This window comes from Nonomuraea sp. B19D2, from assembly GCF_040137845.1.
Classification (GTDB): domain Bacteria; phylum Actinomycetota; class Actinomycetes; order Streptosporangiales; family Streptosporangiaceae; genus Nonomuraea.
Window position 1 is genome coordinate 195,780 of the sequence record NZ_JBEFAK010000013.1, and the last position, 23,383, is coordinate 219,162.

22 protein-coding genes and 1 pseudogene are annotated in these 23,383 nt (G+C 71.0%); 7 read left to right on the forward strand and 16 right to left on the reverse strand.

Annotated features, from left to right (window positions below; all coding sequences use genetic code 11):
* Positions 1-115: 115 nt before the first annotated feature.
* From ABN273_RS24750 to ABN273_RS24810, 13 genes and pseudogenes are all read right to left on the reverse strand, one after another.
* On the reverse strand, positions 116-619 hold the full coding sequence (locus ABN273_RS24750; RefSeq protein ID WP_349451439.1) for a flavin reductase family protein: 504 nt from the start codon (positions 617-619) through the stop codon (positions 116-118).
* 182 nt (positions 620-801) lie between these two features.
* Entirely contained in the window at positions 802-1,326 is a 525-nt protein-coding gene (locus tag ABN273_RS24755; protein ID WP_349451372.1) for an NADPH-dependent FMN reductase, read from the reverse strand.
* Positions 1,323-2,660, reverse strand: coding sequence for an LLM class flavin-dependent oxidoreductase (locus tag ABN273_RS24760; protein ID WP_349451373.1), 1,338 nt, complete (start codon positions 2,658-2,660; stop codon positions 1,323-1,325). Before ABN273_RS24760 ends, ABN273_RS24755 begins: the two co-directional genes overlap by 4 nt.
* Positions 2,657-3,517 carry an ABC transporter permease gene (locus ABN273_RS24765; protein ID WP_349451374.1) on the reverse strand — a complete coding sequence of 287 codons (861 nt, stop codon included), beginning with the start codon at positions 3,515-3,517 and terminating at the stop codon, positions 2,657-2,659. The genes ABN273_RS24760 and ABN273_RS24765 overlap by 4 nt, the downstream gene beginning before the upstream one ends.
* On the reverse strand, positions 3,510-4,316 hold the full coding sequence (locus ABN273_RS24770; RefSeq protein ID WP_349451375.1) for an ABC transporter ATP-binding protein: 807 nt from the start codon (positions 4,314-4,316) through the stop codon (positions 3,510-3,512). The genes ABN273_RS24765 and ABN273_RS24770 overlap by 8 nt, the downstream gene beginning before the upstream one ends.
* A complete protein-coding gene (locus ABN273_RS24775) occupies positions 4,313-5,188 on the reverse strand; it encodes an ABC transporter substrate-binding protein (RefSeq protein ID WP_349451376.1) in 876 nt (291 codons plus the stop codon). The genes ABN273_RS24770 and ABN273_RS24775 overlap by 4 nt, the downstream gene beginning before the upstream one ends.
* Positions 5,189-5,313: 125 nt before the next feature.
* Positions 5,314-6,642 (reverse strand): lanthionine synthetase LanC family protein, encoded by a 1,329-nt coding sequence (locus ABN273_RS24780; protein ID WP_349451377.1) that lies wholly within the window; start codon positions 6,640-6,642, stop codon positions 5,314-5,316.
* A gap of 126 nt (positions 6,643-6,768) precedes the next feature.
* Positions 6,769-7,104 carry a beta galactosidase jelly roll domain-containing protein gene (locus ABN273_RS24785; protein ID WP_349451440.1) on the reverse strand — a complete coding sequence of 112 codons (336 nt, stop codon included), beginning with the start codon at positions 7,102-7,104 and terminating at the stop codon, positions 6,769-6,771.
* 48 nt (positions 7,105-7,152) lie between these two features.
* Positions 7,153-7,410: pseudogene (locus ABN273_RS24790) on the reverse strand (beta galactosidase jelly roll domain-containing protein); the annotation flags it as partial.
* Positions 7,305-7,817, reverse strand: a complete 513-nt coding sequence (locus ABN273_RS24795; RefSeq protein WP_349451378.1) for a beta-galactosidase domain 3-containing protein — start codon at positions 7,815-7,817, stop codon at positions 7,305-7,307. The pseudogene ABN273_RS24790 and the gene ABN273_RS24795, both read right to left, overlap by 106 nt.
* Before the next feature lie 45 nt (positions 7,818-7,862).
* Entirely contained in the window at positions 7,863-8,747 is an 885-nt protein-coding gene (locus tag ABN273_RS24800) for a fumarylacetoacetate hydrolase family protein (protein ID WP_349451379.1), read from the reverse strand.
* Positions 8,748-8,837: 90 nt separating this feature from the next.
* Positions 8,838-10,292 (reverse strand): multicopper oxidase family protein, encoded by a 1,455-nt coding sequence (locus ABN273_RS24805; RefSeq protein ID WP_349451380.1) that lies wholly within the window; start codon positions 10,290-10,292, stop codon positions 8,838-8,840.
* Positions 10,289-10,687 carry a hypothetical protein gene (locus ABN273_RS24810; protein WP_349451381.1) on the reverse strand — a complete coding sequence of 133 codons (399 nt, stop codon included), beginning with the start codon at positions 10,685-10,687 and terminating at the stop codon, positions 10,289-10,291. The genes ABN273_RS24805 and ABN273_RS24810 overlap by 4 nt, the downstream gene beginning before the upstream one ends.
* Before the next feature lie 154 nt (positions 10,688-10,841).
* On the opposite strand from ABN273_RS24810, the gene ABN273_RS24815 reads away from it, so the two are divergent.
* The 5 genes from ABN273_RS24815 to ABN273_RS24835 all read left to right on the forward strand — a co-directional run bounded on the left by ABN273_RS24815 (position 10,842) and on the right by ABN273_RS24835 (position 15,244).
* Positions 10,842-11,963, forward strand: a complete 1,122-nt coding sequence (locus ABN273_RS24815; protein ID WP_349451382.1) for a sensor histidine kinase — start codon at positions 10,842-10,844, stop codon at positions 11,961-11,963.
* Positions 11,964-11,980: 17 nt separating this feature from the next.
* Positions 11,981-12,649, forward strand: a complete 669-nt coding sequence (locus ABN273_RS24820) for a response regulator (protein ID WP_349451441.1) — start codon at positions 11,981-11,983, stop codon at positions 12,647-12,649.
* Positions 12,650-12,733: 84 nt separating this feature from the next.
* On the forward strand, positions 12,734-13,918 hold the full coding sequence (locus ABN273_RS24825) for a sensor histidine kinase (RefSeq protein ID WP_349451383.1): 1,185 nt from the start codon (positions 12,734-12,736) through the stop codon (positions 13,916-13,918).
* A 33-nt stretch (positions 13,919-13,951) separates the two neighbouring features.
* Positions 13,952-14,614 (forward strand): response regulator, encoded by a 663-nt coding sequence (locus ABN273_RS24830; RefSeq protein WP_349451384.1) that lies wholly within the window; start codon positions 13,952-13,954, stop codon positions 14,612-14,614.
* A 282-nt stretch (positions 14,615-14,896) separates the two neighbouring features.
* Positions 14,897-15,244, forward strand: coding sequence for a sensor histidine kinase (locus ABN273_RS24835; protein WP_349451385.1), 348 nt, complete (start codon positions 14,897-14,899; stop codon positions 15,242-15,244).
* On the opposite strand, the gene ABN273_RS24840 is transcribed toward ABN273_RS24835, so the two are convergent.
* Positions 15,234-16,409, reverse strand: a complete 1,176-nt coding sequence (locus tag ABN273_RS24840) for a L,D-transpeptidase (protein WP_349451442.1) — start codon at positions 16,407-16,409, stop codon at positions 15,234-15,236. The two genes, ABN273_RS24835 and ABN273_RS24840, sit on opposite strands and share 11 nt — an antisense overlap.
* A gap of 402 nt (positions 16,410-16,811) precedes the next feature.
* Here ABN273_RS24840 and qcrB point away from each other — a divergent pair, with 402 nt between their 5' ends.
* Positions 16,812-18,323 (forward strand): cytochrome bc1 complex cytochrome b subunit, encoded by a 1,512-nt coding sequence (qcrB, locus tag ABN273_RS24845; RefSeq protein WP_349451386.1) that lies wholly within the window; start codon positions 16,812-16,814, stop codon positions 18,321-18,323.
* Positions 18,324-18,486: 163 nt separating this feature from the next.
* Positions 18,487-19,344: a polysaccharide deacetylase family protein gene (locus ABN273_RS24850; protein WP_349451387.1), complete on the forward strand. Its 858-nt coding sequence runs from the start codon at positions 18,487-18,489 to the stop codon at positions 19,342-19,344.
* 179 nt (positions 19,345-19,523) lie between these two features.
* Here ABN273_RS24850 and ABN273_RS24855 read toward each other — a convergent pair whose 3' ends face one another.
* Together ABN273_RS24855 and ABN273_RS24860 are read right to left on the reverse strand one after the other, a co-directional pair.
* Entirely contained in the window at positions 19,524-22,268 is a 2,745-nt protein-coding gene (locus ABN273_RS24855; RefSeq protein WP_349451388.1) for a DUF5682 family protein, read from the reverse strand.
* Positions 22,265-23,380 carry an ATP-binding protein gene (locus ABN273_RS24860; RefSeq protein ID WP_349451389.1) on the reverse strand — a complete coding sequence of 372 codons (1,116 nt, stop codon included), beginning with the start codon at positions 23,378-23,380 and terminating at the stop codon, positions 22,265-22,267. The genes ABN273_RS24855 and ABN273_RS24860 overlap by 4 nt, the downstream gene beginning before the upstream one ends.
* Positions 23,381-23,383 lie beyond the last annotated feature (3 nt).

The following is a 23,383-nucleotide window of genomic DNA, read 5'->3' on the forward strand; positions in this document are numbered from 1 at the left end:
CCTCATCCGCGTGAATGCGGGCGGTGGTCCTCGTGGTCGTCAGTGACCACGTGGTGAGCAACGAGAAACGGCCGCCCGACAATGCGCCGGGCGGCCGTCGGCGTTCTCAGGGGCCTCAGGGATGAGCGAGGAAGCGGCCGAAGCGGCCCTGGTGGTAGATGAGGGGACGGCCTGGGCTGTGCACCGTGGCCTCGGCGACCAGGCCCACGACCAGGATGTGGTCGCCGACGTCCACCGTGTCGTGCGGGAGGCAGATCAGGTGCGCGGAGACGTCGTTCAGCAGGGGCGCGCCGAGGGGGCCTGGACGCCAGCGGGTGGGCTCGGCGAACCGGTCGATGTCCTTGCGTGCGAACCTGGCCGCCAGGTCGGCCTGGTCGCTGGCCAGGACGTTGACGGCGAAGTGGTCCGCGGAGCGCATCGAGGGCCAGGTGGAGGAGGACCGGTCGACGTAGAAGGAGACCAGGGGTGGGTCCAGGCTGACGGAGGAGAAGGACGTGGCGGTGAGCCCGGCGGGGATGCCGTCGGTCTGGGCGGTGATGACGACGACCCCGGCGGCATGGACGGCCAGCGCCTGCCGGAACCCGTCAGCGTCCACGGGACTGCCGGAAACCGCCGCCACGGCCGGCTGCGATTCCGTCAGGGATCGGCCCTCCACCACCGCAGGCGCCTCCACCGACGACCGTGGCGGCGGCGCCAACCGGGCCTCCGGGGACCGCGCGGGCGTCAACCGGCCCTCCGCCGCAAAGCGCGAGTGCCGTGCCTCCTTGGCCCGCCGGGCCTCACGAGCGGCCACAGTCTCCGTCATGAAAGCGCCCCTTCCTTGAGCACAGCGGCCACCTGCGGCGCCACCCGATCGGCCCATCCGGCCAGTACCTCCGCCAACTGGGGAATCTGCGACTCCAACACCGCCAGTCCCGGGGTGGGCACGAAGGCTCCCAGTTCCACCAGCAGCGGCCGCAGGTGCACCTCTACCGCCAGCGAATGCCTGGCATCCCCCATGACCAGCAGCGGCAGCGCCGCCTTGCCCGCCAGCGCGTCCGGCGGCAGGCGGTCGAGGAGCGACTTCAGCAGACCGGTATAGGTGCCCTTGTAGGTCGGACTGGCCACCACGAGCACGCTCGCCCCGCTCACCAGTTCCAGCGCCGCCCCCACGTCGGGGTGCTTGTCGGGCGAGAGCAGGTGGGGTCCGAGCCCCGACAGGTCCACGACCGCGTACGCCCCCGACGAGGCCCCGAGGCGCCCGCCGACCGCCTGGGCGGCCGAGGTGGCGACGGCGAGCGTGCGGGAGCCCGCCCGGGGGTTGCCGACCAGCGTCACGATGCTCATCGCGCCACCGCCACTTCGTCACGCCGGGCGGCGGCGTACCGGGACGGGGGTCTGGGCAGGCCGTAGTTCTCGCGGAGGGTGCGGCCCTCGTAGTCGACCCGGAACAGCCCCCTGAGCTGCAGCTCCGGCACCACATGATCCACGAAGTCGCTCAGCCCGCCGGGCAGGATCGGCGGCATGATGTTGAACCCGTCGGCCGCCCCGGCGAAGAACCACTCCTGGAGCTGGTCGGCGATCTGATCGGGCGTCCCGGCGACGACGCGGTGGCCGCGGCCACCGGCGAGGCGGCCGAGGAGCTGCCGCACCGTGAGGTGTTCGCGCCTGGCCAGGTCCACGACGAGCTTGCGCCGGCTCTGCGCGCCCTCCGTCTCGACGGGCACCTCGGGCAGGGGCTTGTCCAGCGCGTCCTCGGTCAGCTCGATGCCGGTCATGGTGGAGAGTTGTGCCAGCCCGTACGCGGGAATGATGAGATCCTCCAGTTCCTTCTCCAGCCGCAACGCCTCGCGCTCGGTCGAGCCGATGATCGGCGAGACGCCCGGCAGGACGAGCACGTCCTCGTGCCGCCGGCCGTAGGCCGCCAGGCGGCGCTTCAGGTCGGCGTAGAACTCCTGCCCCTCCTGCAGGGTCTGCTGAGCGGTGAAGACGGCCTCGGCGTAGCGGGCGGCGAACTCCTTGCCGTCCTCCGACGACCCGGCCTGGACCAGGAGCGGGTGGCCCTGGGGCGGGCGGGAGGTGTTGAGCGGCCCGTCGACCGCGAAGTGCTCGCCGGCGTGCTCGATCGCGTGGATCTTGCCGGTGTCGGCGTACAGGCCGCCGGCGCGGTCGCGCAGGATCGCGTCGTCCTCCCAGCTGTCCCAGAGTTTCCGCGTGACCTCCAGGAACTCGGTGGCCCTGGCGTAGCGGTCGGCGTGTGACGGGCGGACGACGCCGAAGTTGCGGGCCTCGGCCTCGCCCGCGGAGGTGACGATGTTCCAGCCGGCCCGGCCGCCGCTGATGTGGTCGAGCGAGGCGAACTTGCGGGCCACGTGGAAGGGCTCGTTGTACGTCGTCGACACGGTGGCGATGAGGCCGATGTGGTCGGTGACGGCCGCCAGGGCCGACAGCAGGGTCAGCGGTTCGAGGCCGCCGAGCGCGTTGTGCCTGACGTTGCCGTGCAGGGCCACGCCGTCGGCGAGGAAGACCGAGTCGAGCTTGCCGCGCTCAGCGATCTTGGCGAGCTCCTGGTAGTGGCGGACGTCGGTGAGGCGGGCCGGCTCTGTACGGGGGTGCCGCCAGGCCGCCTCATGGTGGCCGACGCCCATGAGGAAGGCGTTCAGGTGGAGCTTTCTCGTCACGTGGTCCTCCAGGTGGAGAATCGGCGCTCGACGCCGACCAGGAGCAGGTTGAACAGCACGCCGAGCGCGGAGATCGTGATGATTCCCGCGTACATGTCGGGGATGCGGAAGCTGGACTGGGTGTCGAGGATGAGATATCCGAGCCCGGCCTTGGCGCCGACCATCTCGGCGAACAGCAGGACGAGGATCGAGTACGCGCCCGCCAGCCGCACCCCGGTGAAGATGGTGGGCACGGCGGCGGGCAGGATCACCTTCTGGAACAGCCGGACCGGGCCCAGGCCCATCGACCTGGCCGACTTGATGAGCAGCGGCTCCACGGTCTTCACGCCGCTGACGGTGTTGAGCAGGATCGGCCAGGAGCACGCGTACAGCACGAACGTGACCTTCGTCGTCTCCCCGATGCCCAGGATGAGCGTGAACACCGGCAGCAGCGCCACCGCCGAGGTGTTGCGGAACAGCTCGAGCAGCGGGGTGAGGAAGTCGGCGACCGGTTTGTACCAGCCGATCAGCAGGCCGAGCGGGATCGCCAGCACGATGGCCAGGCCGAAGCCGGCCAGCGAGCGGGCGAGCGAGGCCTCGAGGTGCTCCGAGAGCTGGCCGCCGGCCAGGAGGTCGTACCAGGCGACGAGGTTCTCCGAGAGCGGCGGGACGAAGACGGGGTCCACGACGCCGAGCCTGGGCAGCGCCTCCCAGGCGGCGAGGAGGAGCAGGATGGCCGTGGAGTTCGTGGCCGCCCGCCGGACGCGCCGGCCGGGGATCCGCCGGCGCGGCCTCTCCCGCGGGACGTCCTGCTCGGCCTCGTCGTCGGGCAGGTCGTACCAGTGGATGTCCCCGGGGAGCAGGCGCTGCTCAGCCATGCGTCGTCGCCGCCTTCCGCTCCTGCACCTGCGCCGCCGCGACCTCTTCGCGCAGCAGGCTCCACACGCGGTGGCGGTACTCGCCGAAGGCCGGGTCCGCCCGCAGGTCGCCCTCACGCGAGTCGAAGCGCACGTCGATGACCTCCTTGATCCGGCCCGGCCGCGAGGTCATCACCGCGACCCGTTGGCCGAGGTAGACGGCCTCGTCGATGCCGTGCGTGATGAACACGACGGTCTTGCCGGTCTGCTCCCAGAGGTGCACCAGCTCCTCCTGGAGCGACTCGCGGGTCTGCGCGTCCAGGGCGGCGAACGGCTCGTCCATCAGCAGCACGTCGGGGTCGAACGCGAGGCTTCGCGCGATCGCGACCCGCTGCCGCATCCCGCCGGACAGCTCGTGCGGGTACCGCTCCTCGAACCCGGCCAGCCCCACGAGCGCGAGGTGCTCGCGGGCCCGCCGCGCCCGCTCCTTCCTCGGCACGCCCGTGGCCTCCAGCCCGAACTCCACGTTGGACTGGGCCGTGCGCCAGGGGAACAGCGCGTACTGCTGGAAGACGATGCCCCGGTCGAGCCCGGGCCCGGCGACCGCCACGCCGTCGATGAGGATCTCACCGGACGTCGGCGCGGTCAGCCCGGCGATCAGGTCGAGCAGGGTGGACTTGCCGCAGCCGCTGGGGCCGACGAGCGTGAGGAACTCGCCCTCGCGCACGGCGAGGTCGATGCCGGAGAGCGCGGTGAATGGCCGGGGGTCGTCCCTGACCTGGAACGTCTTGGTCACGTTCCGGATGCTGATCTTGGTCATGAGCCGCTCCCACCGGCAAAGGGGTTGTACTGGTTGGTGTAGAGGTCGGAGACCTTAACCTGTCCGGGCTTGATCTCGCCCTCGCGCTCCAGCCAGTCGATCCAGGTCTTGAACTCCTGGTCGGCGATGGCACCGCCCTTGGCGGCGATGCCGGTGCTCTTCCAGAAGCGCACGGTGTCGGCGCTCTCGTTGCGCCCGCGCTTGGCGATGATCTGCTGGAACTCGGCGATGACCTCCTCGCGCGAGTGGGTCTGCGCCCACTCGACGGCCTTGGCGAATCCGGTCACGAACGTCTTGACGGTGTGGGGGTTCTCGGCGATGAAGTCCTCTCTGAGCACGATCGACCCCGCCGTGAACGGGCCGAACAGGTCCACGTCCCTGAACAACGGACGCAGCCCGCCACGCTCGAGTGCCTTGTCCCTGAGCACGCCGCCGAGGGTGCCGACGTCGAGCTGCCCCTGGCGCAGCGCCTGCTCGGTGTTGACCGGCGGGATGACCACGAGCTGGACCTGCTTGCTCTCCTCGGGCGTCAGCCCCTGGCGCCCGAGGTACTCCTTGATGACGGCCTCATGGTGGGCGCCGAGGGTGTTGACGCCGATCTTCTTGCCGATCAGATCGCGGGCGGTCCTGATCGGACTGTCCTCTTTGACGTAGTAGCCCTGGTACGTGTCCTTGTCGGAGCCGTAGTAGCCGATCACCGCCTTGATCGGGGCCTTGGCCGCCTTGAGCTTGACGATCGCGCCGTTGAACGCGCCGCCGAAGTCGGTCTGGCCGGTGGCCGCCGACTGGATGTCCTGCGGGCCCGACGTGGTGTTGCCGACCCACTTCAGCTTGACGTCGCCGAGATAGCCGAGCTCCGTGATCAGCGACACTGCGCGCTGGCGACGTGGCCGAAGTCCACGTGCGGGCGCGTGGTCAGGTAAAAGCCCATGACTATGAAACTACGAGCTCCGGCCCATAAAGTCAACATTCCCTACTGGATATACATGAATTGCTGTCAACGGAGCACGGACGCAGGCAACGGGATCGCCGGGAACGGGTTGTCGGGCAGCAGGATCACGCGGCGCGGGCGGTCGGCCTGACCTGCGGCGTCGAGGTGCAGGAGCGCGGCGCCGATGCCGGCCGCGCCCACCATGTAGCCGGTGTCGGCCGTCACCTCGCCGGGGCGCAGCCGCCGGTACGCCTGGTACCAGCGGTAGCCGCGTCCGTCATGGTCGGTGGCCCGGCCGATCAGGTCGGCGGCGAGCCGGCGGGCGAACTCCAGGTGGGCCTCGTCGCCCGTCGCCGCCCACAGCCCCACGAACAGCTCGATCAGGCCGGCCGCGCCGCAACACTGACAGGCCACGTTCCAGTAGCCCTCGGTATGGCGCCGCGGCACGCCGCTCTTGACGATGCCGCGGGCCAGCCGCTCCACCCACTCCAGGTCGCCAGGGTCGCCGCCCACCCGGTACAGCTCGTAGAACATCCTGGCCACGCCGGCCGAGCCGGAGCAGAAGCCCAGGTAGTGCAGCCCACGGGCGTGCGGTACGTGGTGCGGGACGACCGCACAGCTGCCGCTCACGACGCTGACCTCGCGGACGAAGGCCGCCCCGCTGCGGGCGGCGAACAGGAACCGCTCGTCACCGGTCACCCCGTACAGGCGGGCGAGCAGGAACGCCGTGCCGGACGTGCCCGCGAGGAAGCCGGGCGTGACCGCGTCCACGGGCAGGTCGGCGCAGTCGCCGAACTGGTGCCCAGGGACGGGCAGCCGGGCGATCCGCAGCCCCGCCGCCACGGCCGCCTCCTCGTACGCGGGCACGCCGAGGTGGGCCGCCGCCCGCAGCAGCCCGAGGATGATGCCGCCCTCACCCCGCTGGGCGGGATCCCGCGACCACCCGACGCCGTTCCCGAACTCCCGCCCCCTGCGCAGGATCACCTCGGCGACGGCGGCCGCCTCGGCCTCGAAGTCGCCCTCGCCGAGCGCCCAGCCCGCCTCCATGAGCGCGATCATCGTGCCGGTCAGCCCGTGGTAGAGGGAGAGGTCGTCCTGCTCCCGCCAGGTCGCGACGAGCCTGCGCGCCCCGGCCCTGGCGTCCTCGAGGTACGCCTCGTGACCGGTCGCCGCGGCCAGCTCGAGAAAGAACAGCACGATGCCCGCCGCCCCCGAATAGAGGGACCAGGGCTCGGGGGTGACCGCCGACCCGCCGCGCGGATCGGGATTGGCCAGCCAGCGCCTACCGCGCTCGTCATCGGCCGCGGCGGATCTGATCCACCGGCCCGCCAGGATGGCGGCGGTCAGAGGGGAATCGGCTCGGGCGCTCGAGGCGCGGATCCTGTCCAGACTCACTCTTCCACTATCCCACATATTTGGTAGGAAATTCAGGAAATCCGGGAGCCGCGTCGACCGCATTCCTCGGGGCCGACGCGTTCCTATCCAAACAGTAGGTAAGCATGAATGCCTGTCAATGCGCGGCTAGCGCGCGGTGCGGACGTTGCCGTAGGCGAAGAGGCTGATCGGCGCGTCCTGGCCTTCGGGGAGGTCGAGGCGGAACGTGGTCCGGTGCCAGGTGACGCCGGGAGGCAGGTTCCCGCCGGCGGCCTTCCGTGATTTATCGGGAAAAGTTGGTAGATGCCAGCCGGTGCGCTCCCCGTACAGGCCGCCGGTGTTGAGCGGGCCGCGTACCCGGTCCGCGGCGGCGGCGCCCTGGATCCACCACCTGATCGGGGTTCCGCCGACGGTGGCGGCCACCAGGCCGCGCGGCTGCTTGAAGCGCAGGTCGTCGGCGATCCAGTCGTCGTTGTGCCCCATGTTCGCGACGAGCACGGAGAGCACGTTGTCCGCGCCCGGCTTGAGCGCGCCCGCGGGGATGGCGAAGTGGCCGGGGCCGGGGTCGGGGTTGGGCGGGGTCCACTGGTCGCCGGAGTCCGCCTCCACGCCTCCGGCGGCCGAGCCGAGGTAGCGGCCGTTGAGCCAGACGAGGTAGTTGCCGCGCAGGCCGGTGACGGCGTTCAGGTCGATCCTGGTCTCGGCTCCGGTGGCGGTGAAGTGGCCCCGGTACCAGACGTCGCCGTAGTGGTAGCCGTAGTCGTCGGCGTACAGGACGGGCAGGGTCTTCGGCCGATGCGGGCTGATGGTCGTGGTGTGATCGGCGGCGGTCCAGCGGGAGTCATCGAAGCCGGGCTCGGCCTCCGGGTGACGCGTACGTCCTCCGCGCCGATCCGCAGCCGCCGTGCCGCGGGCGGGGCGAACACCTCGACCTGCCCCGCCGCGGTGTCCGCCGCCAGGCTCAGGGTGTCGCCGCTTGCCGAGGCCGAGCGGACGAGCTCGGTGCCGCGCACCAGCACCGGCCCCGACTCGGTCTCGGCCCGCCAGAAGCCGGCCGCCGCCTCGTCCGTGCCGAGCAGGAGCAGCAGCGGCCGCCGCCCGCCGCCGGTGACCAGCACCCTGGCCAGCCCGTCATGCACGTAGTCGAGGCGCAGGTCGCCGTCGCGGTAGACGGCCTTCACCTCCCCGTCGAGCACCTTGACCGCCGGCTGGGAGTCTCATCCGCACGTCCGTCATGAGAGTTACAGAACTCCGCCGATCCCTCGCATCGGCTCCAGGCCCTTGACCACGCCGGTCGTGAGGATGCCGACTTCTCCGATGCCGATCGTCACCGTGTCGCCGTCCTGCAGCGTGAACGGCAGGTCGGGGACCAGGCAGGTGCCGGTCGCCAGCACGGCGCCGTCGGGGAAGACGTCGGCCCGGTACAGATAGCCCGCCAGGTCGTCGAGCCGGCGGTTCAGCTGGGAGGTGGACGCCTTGCCGTCCCACACCGTCTCCCCCGCCCTGGCGATGCTCAGCGTGATGTCCAGCGCGTACGGGTCGGACACCTCCCACACCGGCCTGATCGCGGGGCCGACCGCGCACGCGCCCAGGTAGATCTTGGCCTGCGGCAGGTAGAGCGGGTTGACCCCCTCGATGGTGCGCGAGCTCACGTCGTCGACCACCGTGTAGCCGGCGATCTCGCCGGCCGCGTTCAGCACGAGGCCGAGCTCCGGCTCCGGCACGTCGATCTCCGAGTCCGACCGCACCGCGATGCGCCCGCCGTCGCCCGAGACCTTCCAGGCCACCGACTTGAAGAACAGCTCGGGCCGCTCGGCGTCGTAGACCAGCTCGTACACGTCGGCGGCGCGCTCGCTCTCGAGCACCCGGGCCTCGCGCGAGCGCCGGTACGTCACGCCCGCCGCCCAGACCTCCATCTGCCCGTCAACCGGCGCGAGCCGCCGCACGGATCCGGAGGGGTGCTCCGGCCCGTCCGCCCCGGCCACCCGCTCCCGCAGCCCCTCGACCGGCAACCGCAGCAGCTCCGCCACCGTGGTGACGCCGGACAGCTCCACCACCCGCTCGCCGTCGTCGACGCCGACCGCGGGCGCGTCGGTCAGGGGGCTGACGAACCGTACGATGTGCATTGCCTGCTCCTCATTCTCATCAGACGGGTCTGGTGAGAGTCTTCCCTACCCGGTCGGAGTCGCGACGGGCAGGGCTCCGGCCGCCCGGGATCAGATCACCTCGAAGTCGGCCATCATCGCCATGTCCTCGTGCTCAAGGTTGTGGCAGTGCAGCAGGTACCGGCCCCGGTAGCCGTCGAAGCGGGCGAGCACGTCCACGACCTCGTACGGGCGCACGTCCACGGTGTCCTTCCATCCGACGTCGGTGGCGGCGGGCGGCCTGCCGTTCCTGGCCAGCACCAGGAAGTGGGCCAGGTGGACGTGCACGGGATGGTGGAAGTCGCTGGTCAGCCGCCAGATCTCGGCGGTGCCCAGGTGCGGGCGGGCCAGTGGGACGCCGGGCCGGTAGGGGTGACCGTTGATCGTCCAGGCCGTCTCCGACCTGCGGAAGTCGAATGTCCGGGTGGTCACGGGCGGCCGCCGCCCGGGCGGGCGGGACAGGACGGCCGGCACGGCGCTGTCGTCGGCGGCCCGGCGGGCGACCACGAACCGCATCACGTTCCGCGCGGAACCGTCGGCCAGGGTGTTGACGAGGGTGACCGCGCTGCCGACGGGATAGGCGGAGAAGTCCACCACCACGTCGTACCGCTCGCCCGGGGACATCGGGATCGTGTCGTGCGCGACGGGCGCGGCCAGGAGCCCGGCGTCGCTGCCGATCTGCGTGAACCGGCCGCCCGGCGCGAGCCGGAGCCGGTACCTGCGGGCGTTCGAGGCGTTCAGCAGCCGCAGCCGGTAGCGGGTGGCCGTCACCTCGGCGACCGGCCACGGCGCCCCGTTGACCAGGATCACGTCCCCCTCGACGCCCTCCATGTAGTCGCCGTGGACCGAGGCCGCATGACCGCCGTGCGTCTCGTGGACGCCGGGCGGGCTCGGGTACCGGAAGGAGCCGTCCGCGCCGAACGCCCGGTCGCAGATCATCAGCGGCAGCTCCCGCTCCCCTCCGGGCAGCGGCAGCGCGTCCTCCTCCGCGTCCCGCACCAGCACGAACCCGGCCAGCCCCAGCCACACCTGCGGCGCCGTGTGGTCCATCCGGTGGTCGTGGTACCAGAGCGTGGCGGCCCGCTGCTCCAGCGGGTAGTGGTAGTCCTTCTGACCGGCCGCCTGCACGAGGTCGGTCGGGTAGCCGTCGGAGCCGGGCGGGGTGACGCCGCCGTGCAGGTGGGTGGAGGTGGGCACGCTCAGCCGGTTGCGCACGGTGATCGTGACGCCGCTGCCGCGCCGCAGGTCGAACGTGGGCCCCGGGAAGGTGCCGCCATAGCCCCAGACCTCGGTGGCCGTGCCGGGGATGATCTCGACCTCGGCGGCCCGCTGTGTCACCTCGTAACGGCCGGGACCGGCCGGGCGCGCCACCTCGGGGATCGGGAGCGGCACGGTGAACGGCCGGGGCAGGGCCAGTTCGCTGCTCAGGAGCTGCCCTGAGGTCTCGCGGAACGCGCCGCACCCGGCGGCGGCCAGCGCGGCCCCGCCCAGCACGCCGAGGAAGCGCCGCCTGGTCACGGCCCTCATGCGGCGCTCCTCCTGTACGCGTACCAGGTCCACGCGGTGAAGACGGCGGACAGGCCGAAGACGGCCATGCCGAGCGGGAAGTGCAGCGCGAGCACCCTGAACTGGCCCAGCACCACCTGCATCGTCTCCGCCACCACGAGCCCCAGACTGGCCAGGGCGGGCCAGAGCGGCCCGCGCCCCGGCCGCCACAGCAGGATCGCGGCCACCAGTTGCAGGTAGAGCAGGGAGTGCGTGAACCCGGCGTTGTTCCGGTGCCAGGCCAGCAGGTCGACGTCGCCCGTGACGAACAGCCCGGCCAGCGCCGCCTGCCCGAGCACCCCGGCCAGGTGGGCGGTCGCGAACGCGCGCAGGGACCAGACGGTCCAGCCGGGCGGGGCGGATGGTGATGCGGTCATGCACGGCATGCTCCAGTGCCGGGGCCTGCACGGACGTCCCACGTGGGAGGGCATCCGGACCTACCGCCGCGGGAGTACGCCGCCCGTCCCGGGGCCACAGACGTACAACCACGGGATGACGCCCGGGTCAGGCAGGGTCACCTACCTTGTGAGCATGGACAGCCGGAAGACCGATGCGCTGGTCGCGGCGGTCGCCTACGCAGCGATCATGGGCGGCACGTACGGGCACCTGTCGTGGACCGGCCCCCTGGAGGTCCCCCTCGACCCGGCGGGGGTGACGCTGATCACGATCTCGTCCCTGACGCTCGCCTTCCGGCGCACCGCGCCGCTGGCCGCCGGCCTGGTGGCGGCGGCCGGCGGGGTCGTCTACTACGCGGCGCACTACCCGGGCGTGTTCGCCAGCGCGCCCGCGCTCGCCTCGATCTACACCCTGGCCACGCTCGGCCGGCGCAGGGCGGCGATCTGGCTGTCGGTGTCGCTGGCCGTGGCGGTCTACGGGCTGATGGCGCTGGCCGCCGACGATCCGGCCGCGGGCAACTGGATGGGGCTGCTGAGCGGGTGGCTGGTGGCCATGGTGGTGATCGGGGAGATGACCAGGCACCGCCGCGCGTACCTGCGGGCCGTGGAGCAGCGCGCCGAGGAGGCCGAGCGCACCCGCGAGGAGGCCGCGCTGCGCCGGGCCGGCGAGGAGCGGCTGTGGATCGCGCAGGAGCTGCACGACTCGCTCACCCACAGCATCTCGGTGGTCAACGTCCAGGTCGCGGTGGCCATGGAGCTGTTCGACCGCGACCCGGCGCGGGCCAGGCAGGCGCTGGCCGCGATCAAGGAGTCGGGGCACGAGGCGATGAGCGAGCTGCGGGCCACGCTGGGCGTGCTGCGCCAGACCGAGCCCGACGGGGCCGGGCTGTCCCGGCTGCCGCAGCTGGTGTCCAGGGCCGAGAGCGCGGGGCTGCGGGTGGCGCACACCGTGGTGGGGGCGCCGTACGAGCTGCCGCCCGAGGTGGACCGGGCCGCGTACCGGATCGCGCAGGAGGCGCTCACCAACGTGCTGCGCCACGCGGGCGCGGCCACGGTCACGCTGGCCGTCGAATACGATCCCTCGAGGGTCGTCCTGCGGGTGGAGAACGACGGCGAGCCGGGCACGCCCGGGCCGGGGATGGGGTTGATCGGGATGCGGGAGCGCGCGGTCGCCCTCGGCGGCTCGCTCACGGCCGGTCCCCACGATGACGGCGGCTTCACCGTACGCGCCGAGCTGCCCGTCCAGGTCCCGGCATGACGGCGCACGACTCCGGGGTGATCCGGGTCCTGCTGGCGGACGACCAGCCGCTGATCCGCGCCGGCTTCAAGGCGCTGCTCGAGCTCACCGACGACATCACCGTGGTCGGCGAGGCGGCCAACGGCGTGGAGGCCGTCGAGCTGGCCAGGCGCCTGCTGCCCGACGTGGCGCTGCTCGACGTGCGGATGCCGCTGCTCGACGGCATCCAGGCCACCCGCAGGATAGGCGCCGCCTCCGACCTCGACGGGGTCCGCGTGGTGATCCTCACCAACTACGCGCTCGACGAGTACGTCTTCGCCGCGCTCCGCGCCGGGGCCAGCGGGTTCCTGCTCAAGGACATCGAGCCCGGCGACCTGCTCCAGTCGGTGCGGGTGGCCGCCCGCGGCGACGCGCTCCTGTCGCCTTCGGTGACGCGCCGCCTGATCGAGGAGTACGTCTCCACCCCGCCCCGCCCCACCCCCTCCCCCGGCCTGGAACGCCTGACCGACAGGGAGCGCGAGATCGTGACCCTGGTCGCCAGGGGCATGTCCAACGAGGAGATCGCCGAGCACCTGGTGATCAGCGGGGCCACCGCCAAGACCCACGTGAGCCGGTCGATGACCAAGCTCGGCGTGCGCGACAGGGCCCAGCTGGTCGTCGTCGCCTACGAGTCCGGCCTGGTGGTCCCGGGGACGAGGGGGCTCTAGACGCCCTGGCGTACGACTTCTGCGGTACGCAATCTCCACTCACGGGTGCATGCGGGCCGGGACCGCGCGGAGTTACGCTGGCGGATGCTCAATGGCGCGCCACCGGCAATCCGGAGGCTGTCAGAGATCAACCCCGCGATCGTCGACACCGCACTGGCGCTGTTCCTGATCATCACGAGCTGGTTGTGGGCCGTGGCCGAGCCGGGCCAGGGACGCCGTCCGGCCGACCTGCCGTCGCTGGCCCTGATACTGCTGGTCAACGCCCCCCTCGCGGCCCGCCGTCGCGCACCCTACGCCGTGCTGGTGGTCAGCGTGTCAGGGGCGGCCGTCTACCACCTGCTCGGCTACCACCACGGGCTCAACAACATGGGCCCCCTGCTGGCGCTCTACACCGTCGCCGCGCACCGGCCGCTGCGCGCCGCGCTCGTCTGCGCCGCGCCCGTCGTCGCCGAGTGGACGCACGCCTCCTGGCACGTGCCGGGAGTAGCCGTATGGTCCGCCCTGGGGCAGGCTCTGGTGGTATCCGGCTGCGCCGTGAGCGTCGGCGCGAGCATGCGGCTGCTGGAGTCGCGTACGAGGCAGCTGGCGGAGCTGGCCGACCGGCTGCACCGGGAGCAGGAGGCCGCCGCGCACCGGGCGGTCGCGCTGGAGCGCATGCAGATCGCCCGCGAGCTGCACGACGTGGTCGCCCACCACATGTCGGTGATCTCCGTACAGGCCGGGCTCGGCCGCTATGTGGCATCGTCCGAGCCCGAGACGGCGCGGCAGGCACTGGAGGTCATCGCCCGCACCAGCAGCGCGGCCCTGACCGAGATGCGGCGGCTACTGTCGATCCTGCGCGTCGAGCCGGCCAGCGAGGATGAGGAGCTCTACACCACCACTCCTGGTCTCGAACGCCTGCCGTCGCTGGTCGAGCGGATGCGGCTGGCGGGCCTGTCGATCGACATGACCGTCGAGGGAACGGCGCGGCCGCTGCCCCCGGGCTTGGACCTGTGCGCGTTCCGGATCGTGCAGGAGGCGCTGACGAACGTGCTCAAGCACGCCGGCGATGATGCCCGCGTACGGATAGTGGTGACCTACGGCCCGGCCGAGCTGGCCCTTCGCATCACCGACGACGGGCGCGGCACGCGGGCGACGATGTCCGGGGGGCACGGCTTGCTGGGCATGGCGGAACGTGTAAAGCTCTACCGTGGCGCGATCACCACAGGCCCGCTTCCCCAAGGTGGCTATGACGTAGCCGCGTCCTTCCCCCTGCCCCCGTCTCCGTAGGGGCCGGTCCCCCAGACCCCGATGGTGGTGCGAGTGGACGTCAGGGTAGCCGTGATAGACGACCAGATCTTAATCCGTGCCGGCCTGGCGGCCCTGCTGCGCGCCGCCCCCGGCATCGACGTGGTCGGCGAGGCGGGCTCTGGCGAGGAGGCGATGCGGCTCGCCTCCGCCCTGCGCCCCGACGTCATCCTCATGGACATCCGCATGCCCGGCATGAGTGGCATCACCGCGACCGAGCACATCCTGATGACATGCGGTGAAGACGGGCCCAAAGTGATCATTCTGACCACGTTCGACCTCGACGAGTACGTCTACAACGCCCTCCGCGTCGGTGCCAGCGGATTCCTGCTCAAGGACACTCCTCCAGAGCGCCTGATCGCCGCCATCCATACGGTCGCGGCCGGTGACGTCCTGCTGGCCCCGGTCGCCATCAGGCGACTCATCGAGGCGTTCAACACCCCCGTGGCCCACACGCCGCCGCCCACCCTGGCCGGGTTGACCGCGCGGGAGACCGAGGTGGTCCAGCTCGTCGGCCGGGCGATGTCCAACGGGCAGATCGCCCAGGCCCTTCAGGTGAGCGAGGCCACGGTGAAGACCCACCTCAACCGTCTGATGACCAAGCTGGGCCTGTGCAGCCGCGCCCAAGTCGTTGTCCTCGCCTATGATTGCGGCCTGGTCAAACCGGGCTCGCGCTGACAGCCGCGCCACGGTGCCGACGGTCGGCTGAGATGATCACGTCGCCGTAAACTTCTGCGGTGGGCCAGGAGGGGCAGTAGTTCCCGGGTCTACAGCAGTTGGATGAGTCGCGGTTGCTGCGGATGGTTCCGCCGATTCAATTCGAGGGTTGAGGACTGCGCGCCGATTTCTGCAGAGAATCTGAGCACCGGTGACGAGCAAGGGAAGAAACAGATGGCCAACAGCTCACACGGGGAACTCGAATCAGGCAGCCGCACAGCCTCACAGGCCCTGGCAGATTACTTGGCGGAATGGTCGCTGCAGACCGGGATCACGGTGGAGGTATGGGCTCTGCCGGAACAACCGCTTCCCACCGTGATCACCGAGGTCATCCATGGCACGATCCGTGACGTCCTGCGGGAGGTGGAACGGCAGGCATCGACCCGTACCGTCGCCATCGCCCTCACCGTGGCCCCCAGCGGGCTGCGCTTGACCGTCAGCCATGACGACTCCGGGATGTCGGCGGAGGTGCTGGAGGCCCGTCTACGCAGCCGGCGGGCCGAATTCGCCGGACTGGGCGGCCGCCTCACCGTCAATGGCGTACGAGGAGAAGGCACCACGATAAGCGCCGCCGTTCCCCTTACCCGTTGATCGGCTTGCCGAGGGCGCTGCCCGCCAGCCACTCGTCCCACGACTTCGCCCAGGGCGTCGGCCCGTTGCCGAACCGCAGCTTCCGCGACGTCCCGGTCACCTCGATGATGTCCCCCCGCTGCGTGAACTCGTAGAACCAGCGGGCGTTGGCCGGGCTGGCGTTCACGCAGCCGTGGCTGACGTTGCGGTTGCCCTGCGCGCCGGTCGACCAGGGCGCGGCGTGGAAGAACGTGCCGCTGTAGGTCATCCTGACGTTCCACTTGGTGCGGATGCGGTACTCGCCCGGCTTGCCGACGGTGGCCGAGTCCATGATGGTCTCCGCGGCCTTCTCCTGGGCGATCATGACGCCGGAGTAGCTGTCGTCCCCCGGCTTCCCCAGGCTGACCGGGATGGTCTTGACGACCTTGCCGTTCTCCCGCACGACCGCCTGGTGGTCCGCGTTGCTGACCTTCGTGATGTGCTCGGGCCCGACCGTGAACGTCAGGCTGCGGTCCTTGGTGCCCCACAGGTCCTGCCCGGCACGCAGCCCGGCCAGGTGCGCGACCACCGTGACCTGCTCGCCGACCGGCCAGTACTCCCGCGACCTGAACTGGACCTCCCGGTCACTCACCCAGCTCCACGCACCCTCGACCGGCTTGGACATCCGCACCACCAGCGACCGCTCGACCGCGGCCCGGTCCTCGCGCGCGGTGACCGGCTGCGACAACAGGAGCTGCACAGGCATCCCGACGCCGACCTTCTCGCCGTCCAGCGGCGACATGCCGCTCTCAAGCACCCGCTTCGGCTTGAGCGTGGTGAACTCGGCCTGCGCCGTGACCGGCTTTCCGTCCGTGCCGGTGGCCTGCGCACTCACCGTGTATGCGGTCGACGGCTTCAACGGCCACCTGGGCCGCCACGTCCCATCCGCGTTCGTGCTCCCGCTCACCTCGCGTCCCTTGGCGTCCGCGACGATCACCTTGGTGACCTTGCCGTCGGTGACCTTGACGCCGATCCCGGTGTCGGGGGCGACCTTCTTCGTGCCGTCGGCAGGCGTGATCGACAGCTTGGCCACCGGCCCCTGTTCCTGCGGCTTCGCGGCGGGCCCTGATGAGCCGCCCGAGCTGCAGCCGGCGGCGAGGAGCAGGGCCGCGAACGTGCTGACGAGTATGGTGCGGCCGTTCCGCATCACCAATGCCTCCCAAACCTGACAAATGGGGCAGATTCACAGTAGGTGATCCCGGCGACTTCTGCCCTCGAACCGGGGGGCCATGCCGGGACGCATTGACCGCCACTTGAGCGCCGTCTAGCATCCGCTTTACCTCTGCCCGAAATTTTCTCCTTGAGGGTGAAAGTTTCAGATGACGAAGCTCGCCAGGCTCCTGTTATCGGTCGTGGTGATGACCGGGTGATCCCCGACCTCGGCAAGACCTCGGACGGCGTGACCCCGCTCCCGGTGACCGCCGCACGCCAGACGCCGGGCGGGGGCAGTCCGCGCCTGGAGGCGCCGCGTCGGAGGGTGATGTCACATTTCTTCATCCCATTCCGTCTTGTCTGGTGACACACCACACCAGTCATAGGCGGGGTGACTATGAAGGTCAGCTCACTGGCCCAGGCGCTCGACGATCGGATCGGCGGGGCCGGGTTCCTGAAAAAGGCGATGCGGAAGGTCTTTCCCGATCACTGGACCTTCCTCCTGGGAGAGATCGCGCTGTACGCGTTCGTGGTCGTTCTGATCACGGGCGTCTTCCTCACGTTCTTCTTCAAACCGACCATGGAGGAGGTCATCTACAACGGCGCCTACGCGCCGCTGCGCGGCGTCAGGATGAGCCAGGCGTACGCCTCGACGCTGGAGATCAGCTTCGAGGTGCGCGGCGGCCTGCTGATGCGGCAGATGCACCATTGGGCCACGCTCGTCTTCCTCGGCGCCATCGTCATCCACATGCTGCGGAACTTCTTCACCGGCGCGTTCCGCAAGCCGCGCGACCTGAACTGGCTGATCGGTGTGGTGCTGTTCCTGCTGGTGATGTTCAACGGGCTGTTCGGCTACTCGCTCCCCGACGACCTGCTGTCCGGCGCGGGGCTGCGCATCCTGCACGGGATCACGGTGTCGGTGCCGCTGGTGGGCACGTACCTGGCGATGTTCCTGTTCGGCGGCGAGTTCCCCAGCGAGGACATCATCTCCCGGCTGTTCAGCATCCACGTGCTGCTGATCCCCGGGCTGCTGCTCGTGCTCATCCCGTTGCACGCCGTGGTGCTGACCTGGCGGCAGACGCACACCCAGTTCAGGGCCAAGGGGCTGAGCGACCGGGTGGTGCGCGGCGCGCCGTTCTTCCCCGCGTTCCTGGCGAAGACGACGGTGTTCTTCCTGTGGGTGCTCGCGACGGTGACGCTGCTCGCGTCGGTCTTCCAGATCAACCCCGTCTGGTTGTACGGTCCGTACTCGCCGAGCACGGTCAGCGCGGGCTCCCAGCCCGACTGGTACATGGGCTTCCTCGAGGGCGCGCTGCGGATCATGCCGCCGTGGGAGTTCATGGTCTTCGGGTACACGGTGCCCATGAGCGTGCTGATCCCGGCCCTGGGCGCGCTGGGGCTGCTGTTCGCCGGGCTGGCCCTGTACCCGTTCCTGGAGCGGTGGATCACCCGTGACAACGCCGTGCACCACCTCCTGGACCGGCCGCGCGACGTGCCGTCACGGGTGGGACTCGGGGTCGCGGGGATCGTCTACTACGGCGTGCTCTGGATGGCGGGCGGCAACGACCTGCTCGCCTCGACCTTCCACATCTCGCTGTACACGACCACCTGGATCTTCCGCGTCCTGATCATCGCCGGGCCCGTGCTCGGGTACGTGATCGCCCGGCGGATCTGCCTCGGGCTGCGGGCCCGCGACCGGCACACGGTCGCCCACGGGGTGGAGACGGGCGTGATCGTGCGCAGCGCGGACGGCGCGTTCGCCGAGATCGAGCGGCCGGCGACCGAGGAGGAGTCGGCCGTGCTCGTGCCGGCCGCGCCGCCCGCGCTGCCGGCGGCGGCCGACGGCGACGTGCCGCCCCCGGCCCGGCGCCGCGTGCGCGACGCCGTACAACGCTCGTGGTCGAGCTGAGGGTCGATCCTCTCCACGGTCAGCGGCGCGGATTCCTCATCCAGAATGCGATCTTTTGCGAACCATGTGTGCGCGGCGGTTGTCGTACCTGGTGGAACGATCCCCGTCCGGGATCGTCCTCATGGGAGGGACGCGCCTGGGGCGCTGCGCACAAGGGGGATTGATGGATGTCTGGGGTAGGTCGCACCCGCCGTTCCTGGCTGGGGCGAAGCGGGTGACCGCGGGGGTGCTCGCCGCGGCCTTGCTGGTCACGCTCACCGCCGCCACGGGTGCTGCCCAGGCCGCCGCGCGCGCCGGCACTCGAGCGGCGCCGTCCGACGCGTTAGGCGTGGCGCCGCCCGACACGCCTGGCGTGGCGCCGTTCGAGGCGTTAGGCGACTCCGCCACCGAGGCCCGGCCGCGGCCCCGGGTCGACTGCCGCCGCGTCAAGTGCGTGGCGCTCACGTTCGACGACGGTCCCGGCCGCCACACCGGCACCCTGCTGCGCCATCTCGCGAAGTACCACGCCCGCGCCACGTTCTTCGTCTTGGGCAGCAACGTCGTGACGTACCCCCGCGTGCTGCGCCGCACCGTCGCGGCCGGGCACGAGATCGGCAACCACACCTGGTCGCACCCTCTCCTGACGAGGTTGCCCGCCGCCCGGGTGCGCTCCCAGATCGCCCGCACCGACCGGGCGGTCAAGGCGGCCGCCGGCGTCATGCCCCACCTGGTCCGCCCGCCGTACGGGGCCTTCAACAGAGCCGTGCGCAGGCAGATCGCCCGCCCCATCGTGATGTGGAACGTGGACACCCTGGACTGGCGCTACCGCAACAGCGCCACGGTGGCCCGCAGGACGCTCAGATCGGTACGGCCGGGCAGCATCGTCCTGTTCCACGACATCCACCGCACGACGGTGGGGGCCATGCCGCGCGTGCTGAAGAGCCTGGCCAAGCGCGGCTACCATTTCGTCACCGTCAGCGAGCTGTTCGGCGGCCGCCCGCCGCACGTCGCCTTCGGCGCCGCCCCGCCGAAGAAACACTGATCTGAACCCTTCTCGCATTCCCGGCGTATCTCCCGGTGTGAGCGGTGATCGCGCGCCGAGGAGAAAGGATTGCGACACCGGCAGCAGGGACACCGCGCGGGCCGGCCGGGCTGCCGGCCTGCGCGGGCTGCGGGGCTGACCGGTCCTCGGACCAGAACGCCCGGCGAGCGGAGACCGGTTCAGGCGAGCAGGCCCGCGACCGCCAGAGCGGGCTCCGGGTGGTCGGCCAGGAGCGCGGTCACCTCCCCGTGGTCCGCCCCGCCTGCCGCCGGAGCCTGCCAGGAGCCCTCGCATCCGAGCAGTCCCGCCACCGCGTCGCACGCCGCCGGATGCCCCATGAGCAGCTCGGCCACCGGCCCCGAGGCCGCCGGCGCGGCGGGCGTGGCCGCGGCGGGGCGGGCCGACCAGGGCGGCACCCAGCTGTCCACGGCGCCCAGCGTGCCGGGGAACGTGCGCCCCGCCTCGCGTACGAGCACCGGCACCAGCTCCCCCGCCTGGTCCCGCAGCGCCGTGATCAGCTTCGGCAACCACGGCAGCAGCACCCGGTCGGGCAGCCGCCCGAACGCCTTGGAGATGACCTCCACCACGAAGCCCGACAGGGCGGGGACGGGCTCCATGGCCTGGACGAACCCGATGATGTAGTGCGGGAACGACGGCACGACCAGCGGGTTGGCCAGCAGTTCGTCGCACCGCTCCCGCAGCTCGGCCTGCGACAGCAGCCCGAGCTGGGACCGCGCGGCCCACAGCAGCGCCACCTTGGCCGGCGACTCGGGATGGGACTGCTGCACGGCCAGCTCCAGCTGGGCCCGGTCGCAGCCCAGCGAGATCGCGAGGCTCTCCATCGAGAACAGGAATCCGAGCATGGCGGCGACCTGCCGCACCCCGGTGTCGTCAGCCACGAACGCGGTCGGCAGCAGGGTGCAGTAATGGGCGTATCCGGCGGTCGCGAACTCCTCGCACCAGGCCGGCAGCTCCGGCTCGTGGGCGCGGTAGTACGCCATCAGCCGCCGGATCCTGCGCAGCACCTCGGGCGCGTCGTCCACACTCCGCTCGGAGGCGAGCAGCTCCACCGCCCGTGCCCCCAGCTCGTCGGCGAAGCGCCGGCTGCCGAGGAAGATGACCGCGTCCTCGACCGCCGCCAGCGCGACGGCCGCGGTGGCCTTCGGGTCCCAGACGGAACGGCGCAGCCGCTGCTCCAGCACCTGTTCGATGGTGACGCCCGCGTAGCCCAGCTCGATGATCGAACGCTGGTGCTTGCCGAACGCCACGTCCCAGCTCTCCTGGATCGAGCGCTCCCCCAGCCCGCGCTCGCCCATGATGGGGCGCACGGCATCGGAAGGCAGCAGGTAGCGCAGCTTCCACAGCAGGTCGGAGCAGGGCACCAGGTCGGGGTCGGCGTTGAGGTCGAGCAGCGCCCGCTGGATCGTGCGCTTCTCCAGGTCCAGCCCGAGCGGCGCGAGCCGGTCGTACACGTCGCGGGCCAGCGGCGGCATCGCGTCGTAGCCGACCTCGCCCACGCGGTCGCCGCCGAGCAGGATCTCGCACAGCCGCCGCACGTCGCGGCGGCCCGGCACGACGTCCTTCTCGATGCACGTGACGGCCGCGTCCTGGAAGTCGTACGGGGTGGGCCTGGCCCGGTTGCGCATGCCGGCGAGCAGGATCGAGGTCTCGAAGACGGCGATGGCGTCGGCGGTGCTGGCCAGGTAGCCGTTGCGGCGGGCCAGCCGGACGATGTCTACGCTCCAGCCGAGCAGCTCGGCCTCGTCCATCTCGTCGAGCGCGGGCGGCTTCGACAGGAACCCGGTCAGCCGGTCGGCCACCTCGCCCCGGGTGACGGGCACGGGCAGCTTGGCCGCGCGTTTGCGCGCGCCCTTCTGCCCGGCCAGCTGGAACGGCGTCAGCTTGTTACGGGTCAGCGACTTGGCCCAGGACGCCGCCGCGATCGACACCGAGCCCGAGGCCAGCCCGAACTGGGCCTCGATGGCCGAGTGGCTGGACGGGATGAGCCCGTACAGCCATTTCGTGCCGGTGCGCGGGCTGATCTCGAAGCTCGCCGTGGACCCCAGCCCGAACTGCTCCACGCGGCTGGCGGCGTGGAAGGCGCCGCACACGTAGAGGCAGTCGGCGGGGTCGGCCCCGGACGCCGCCAGGTGCTCGCGCATCCTGGTCCACATGTAGCGCTCGCGGTCCTCGTCCACGGACAGCCGGTCGCCGCCGCGGTCAAGGCGGCGGAACAGGCTGCCGATCAGCACCATGACCTGGCGGTAGGTGTCGTAGTCCGCTCCGGCGAGGGGTTGCTCGACGTACTGGTCCCACCACTCGGACCAGTGGCGCACCTTGCCGTGGTGGAGCAGGTGCTCCTCCAACTCGGCGAAGCGGGGGCGCAGGTCGCCGATCTCGACGCCCACCGCGTCGCCGTGCAGGCCGCCCTCTTCCGTGTGCTCCTTCTTGTCGGGCTCCTCCTTCGGTGCCCACTGGAAGACGTGGTCGGTCGACCTGTCGACCAGCACCAGCTCGACGCCCGGGGTCTCCAGCGCGTACGAGATGGCCTGGTATTCGGCGGAGGCCTCCGTGATGGGCGCCACCACGCTGAGCGGCGCCCACGACGCGGGGAAGCCGTCGATGTCGGTCGCGAACGCCTGCACCGCCACCGGCAGCCGGCAGTTGCGCAGCTCGGTCAGCAGCGGCTGCAGGTCCTCGCAGAGCTCCAGGTAGATGACCTTCGGCTGCTTCTCCCGCAGCCTGCGCACCATGGCCAGCGCCGAGGCCGGCGAGTGGTGGCAGACCGGGAAGATCTCCAGCTCCTCACGCAGCGCCCGGTCCACGTCGTCCACCAGCCCCGTCAGGACGTCGGACACGACGTCGCCGCCGAACTCCCGCGCCGCCTGGGTCAGCTGCTCCCGCAACGGGTCGAACGTGCTCATGACAGGGTGGCGATGGCTTCGCGGCCGCCCTCGAGGAACTCCGGCCACTCCCCGCCGTCCTTCTTGCTGCGGGGCTCGACGACGCCGTGCCAGTACTTGTTCAGGATCGCGAGATCCTCGGGGCTGCGCCTGGCCAGCGAGCCGACCAGGGAGCCGGCGAGGGTCTGCGCGCGCAGCGTGCGGTCGCCGAAGAATTGGCTGTGCAGGATGGCGTCCTCCAGTACGCCGATCTGCTCGGCGGTGGACAGCGCCGACTCCAGCTTCTCGTCGTCGCTGGTGGCCGACGCGGCGGCCGAACGCAGGTCGGCGAAGCTCTGCAGCAGGATGTCCAGCAGCGTGGGCGGGACGTCCAGCTCGATCCGGTGCCTGCGCAGCAGCTCCTCGGTGCGGAAGCGGACGATCTCGGCCTCGCTCTTCTTGTTCGTCACGACGGGGATGCGGACGAAGTTGAAGCGGCGCTTGAGCGCGGACGACAGGTCGTTGACGCCCCGGTCGCGGCTGTTGGCGGTGGCGATGATGGAGAAGCCGGGCTGGGCGAAGACGATGTTGTCGTCGTCGAGCTCGGGGATGGAGACGTACTTCTCGGACAGGATCGAGATGAGCGCGTCCTGCACGTCGCTGGTCGAGCGGGTCAGCTCCTCGAAGCGGCCGATCACGCCCTTCTCCATCGCCGTCATGATCGGCGAGGGGATCATCGACTCCCGGGACTGGCCCTTGGCGATGACCATGGAGACGTTCCACGAGTATTTGATGTGGTCCTCGGTCGTGCCCGCGGTGCCCTGGACCACCAGCGTGGAGTTGCGGCAGATGGCCGCGGACAGCAGCTCGGCCAGCCAGCTCTTGCCGGTGCCCGGGTCGCCGATGAGCAGCAGCCCCCGGTCGGAGGCCAGGGTCACGATGCTGCGCTCGACGAAGCTGCGGTCACCGAACCACTTCTGCGGGATCTCCCTGTCGAGCCCGTCGGAGCGCTCGGAGCCGAGGACGAACAGCCGGATCATGCGGGGGCTGAGCCGCCACGAGAACGGCTTGGGGCCGTCGTCGATCGACTCCAGATAGTCGAGCTCCTCGGCGTACTTCACCTCTGCGGGGGCGCGCAGCATATCGTCACTCATAAG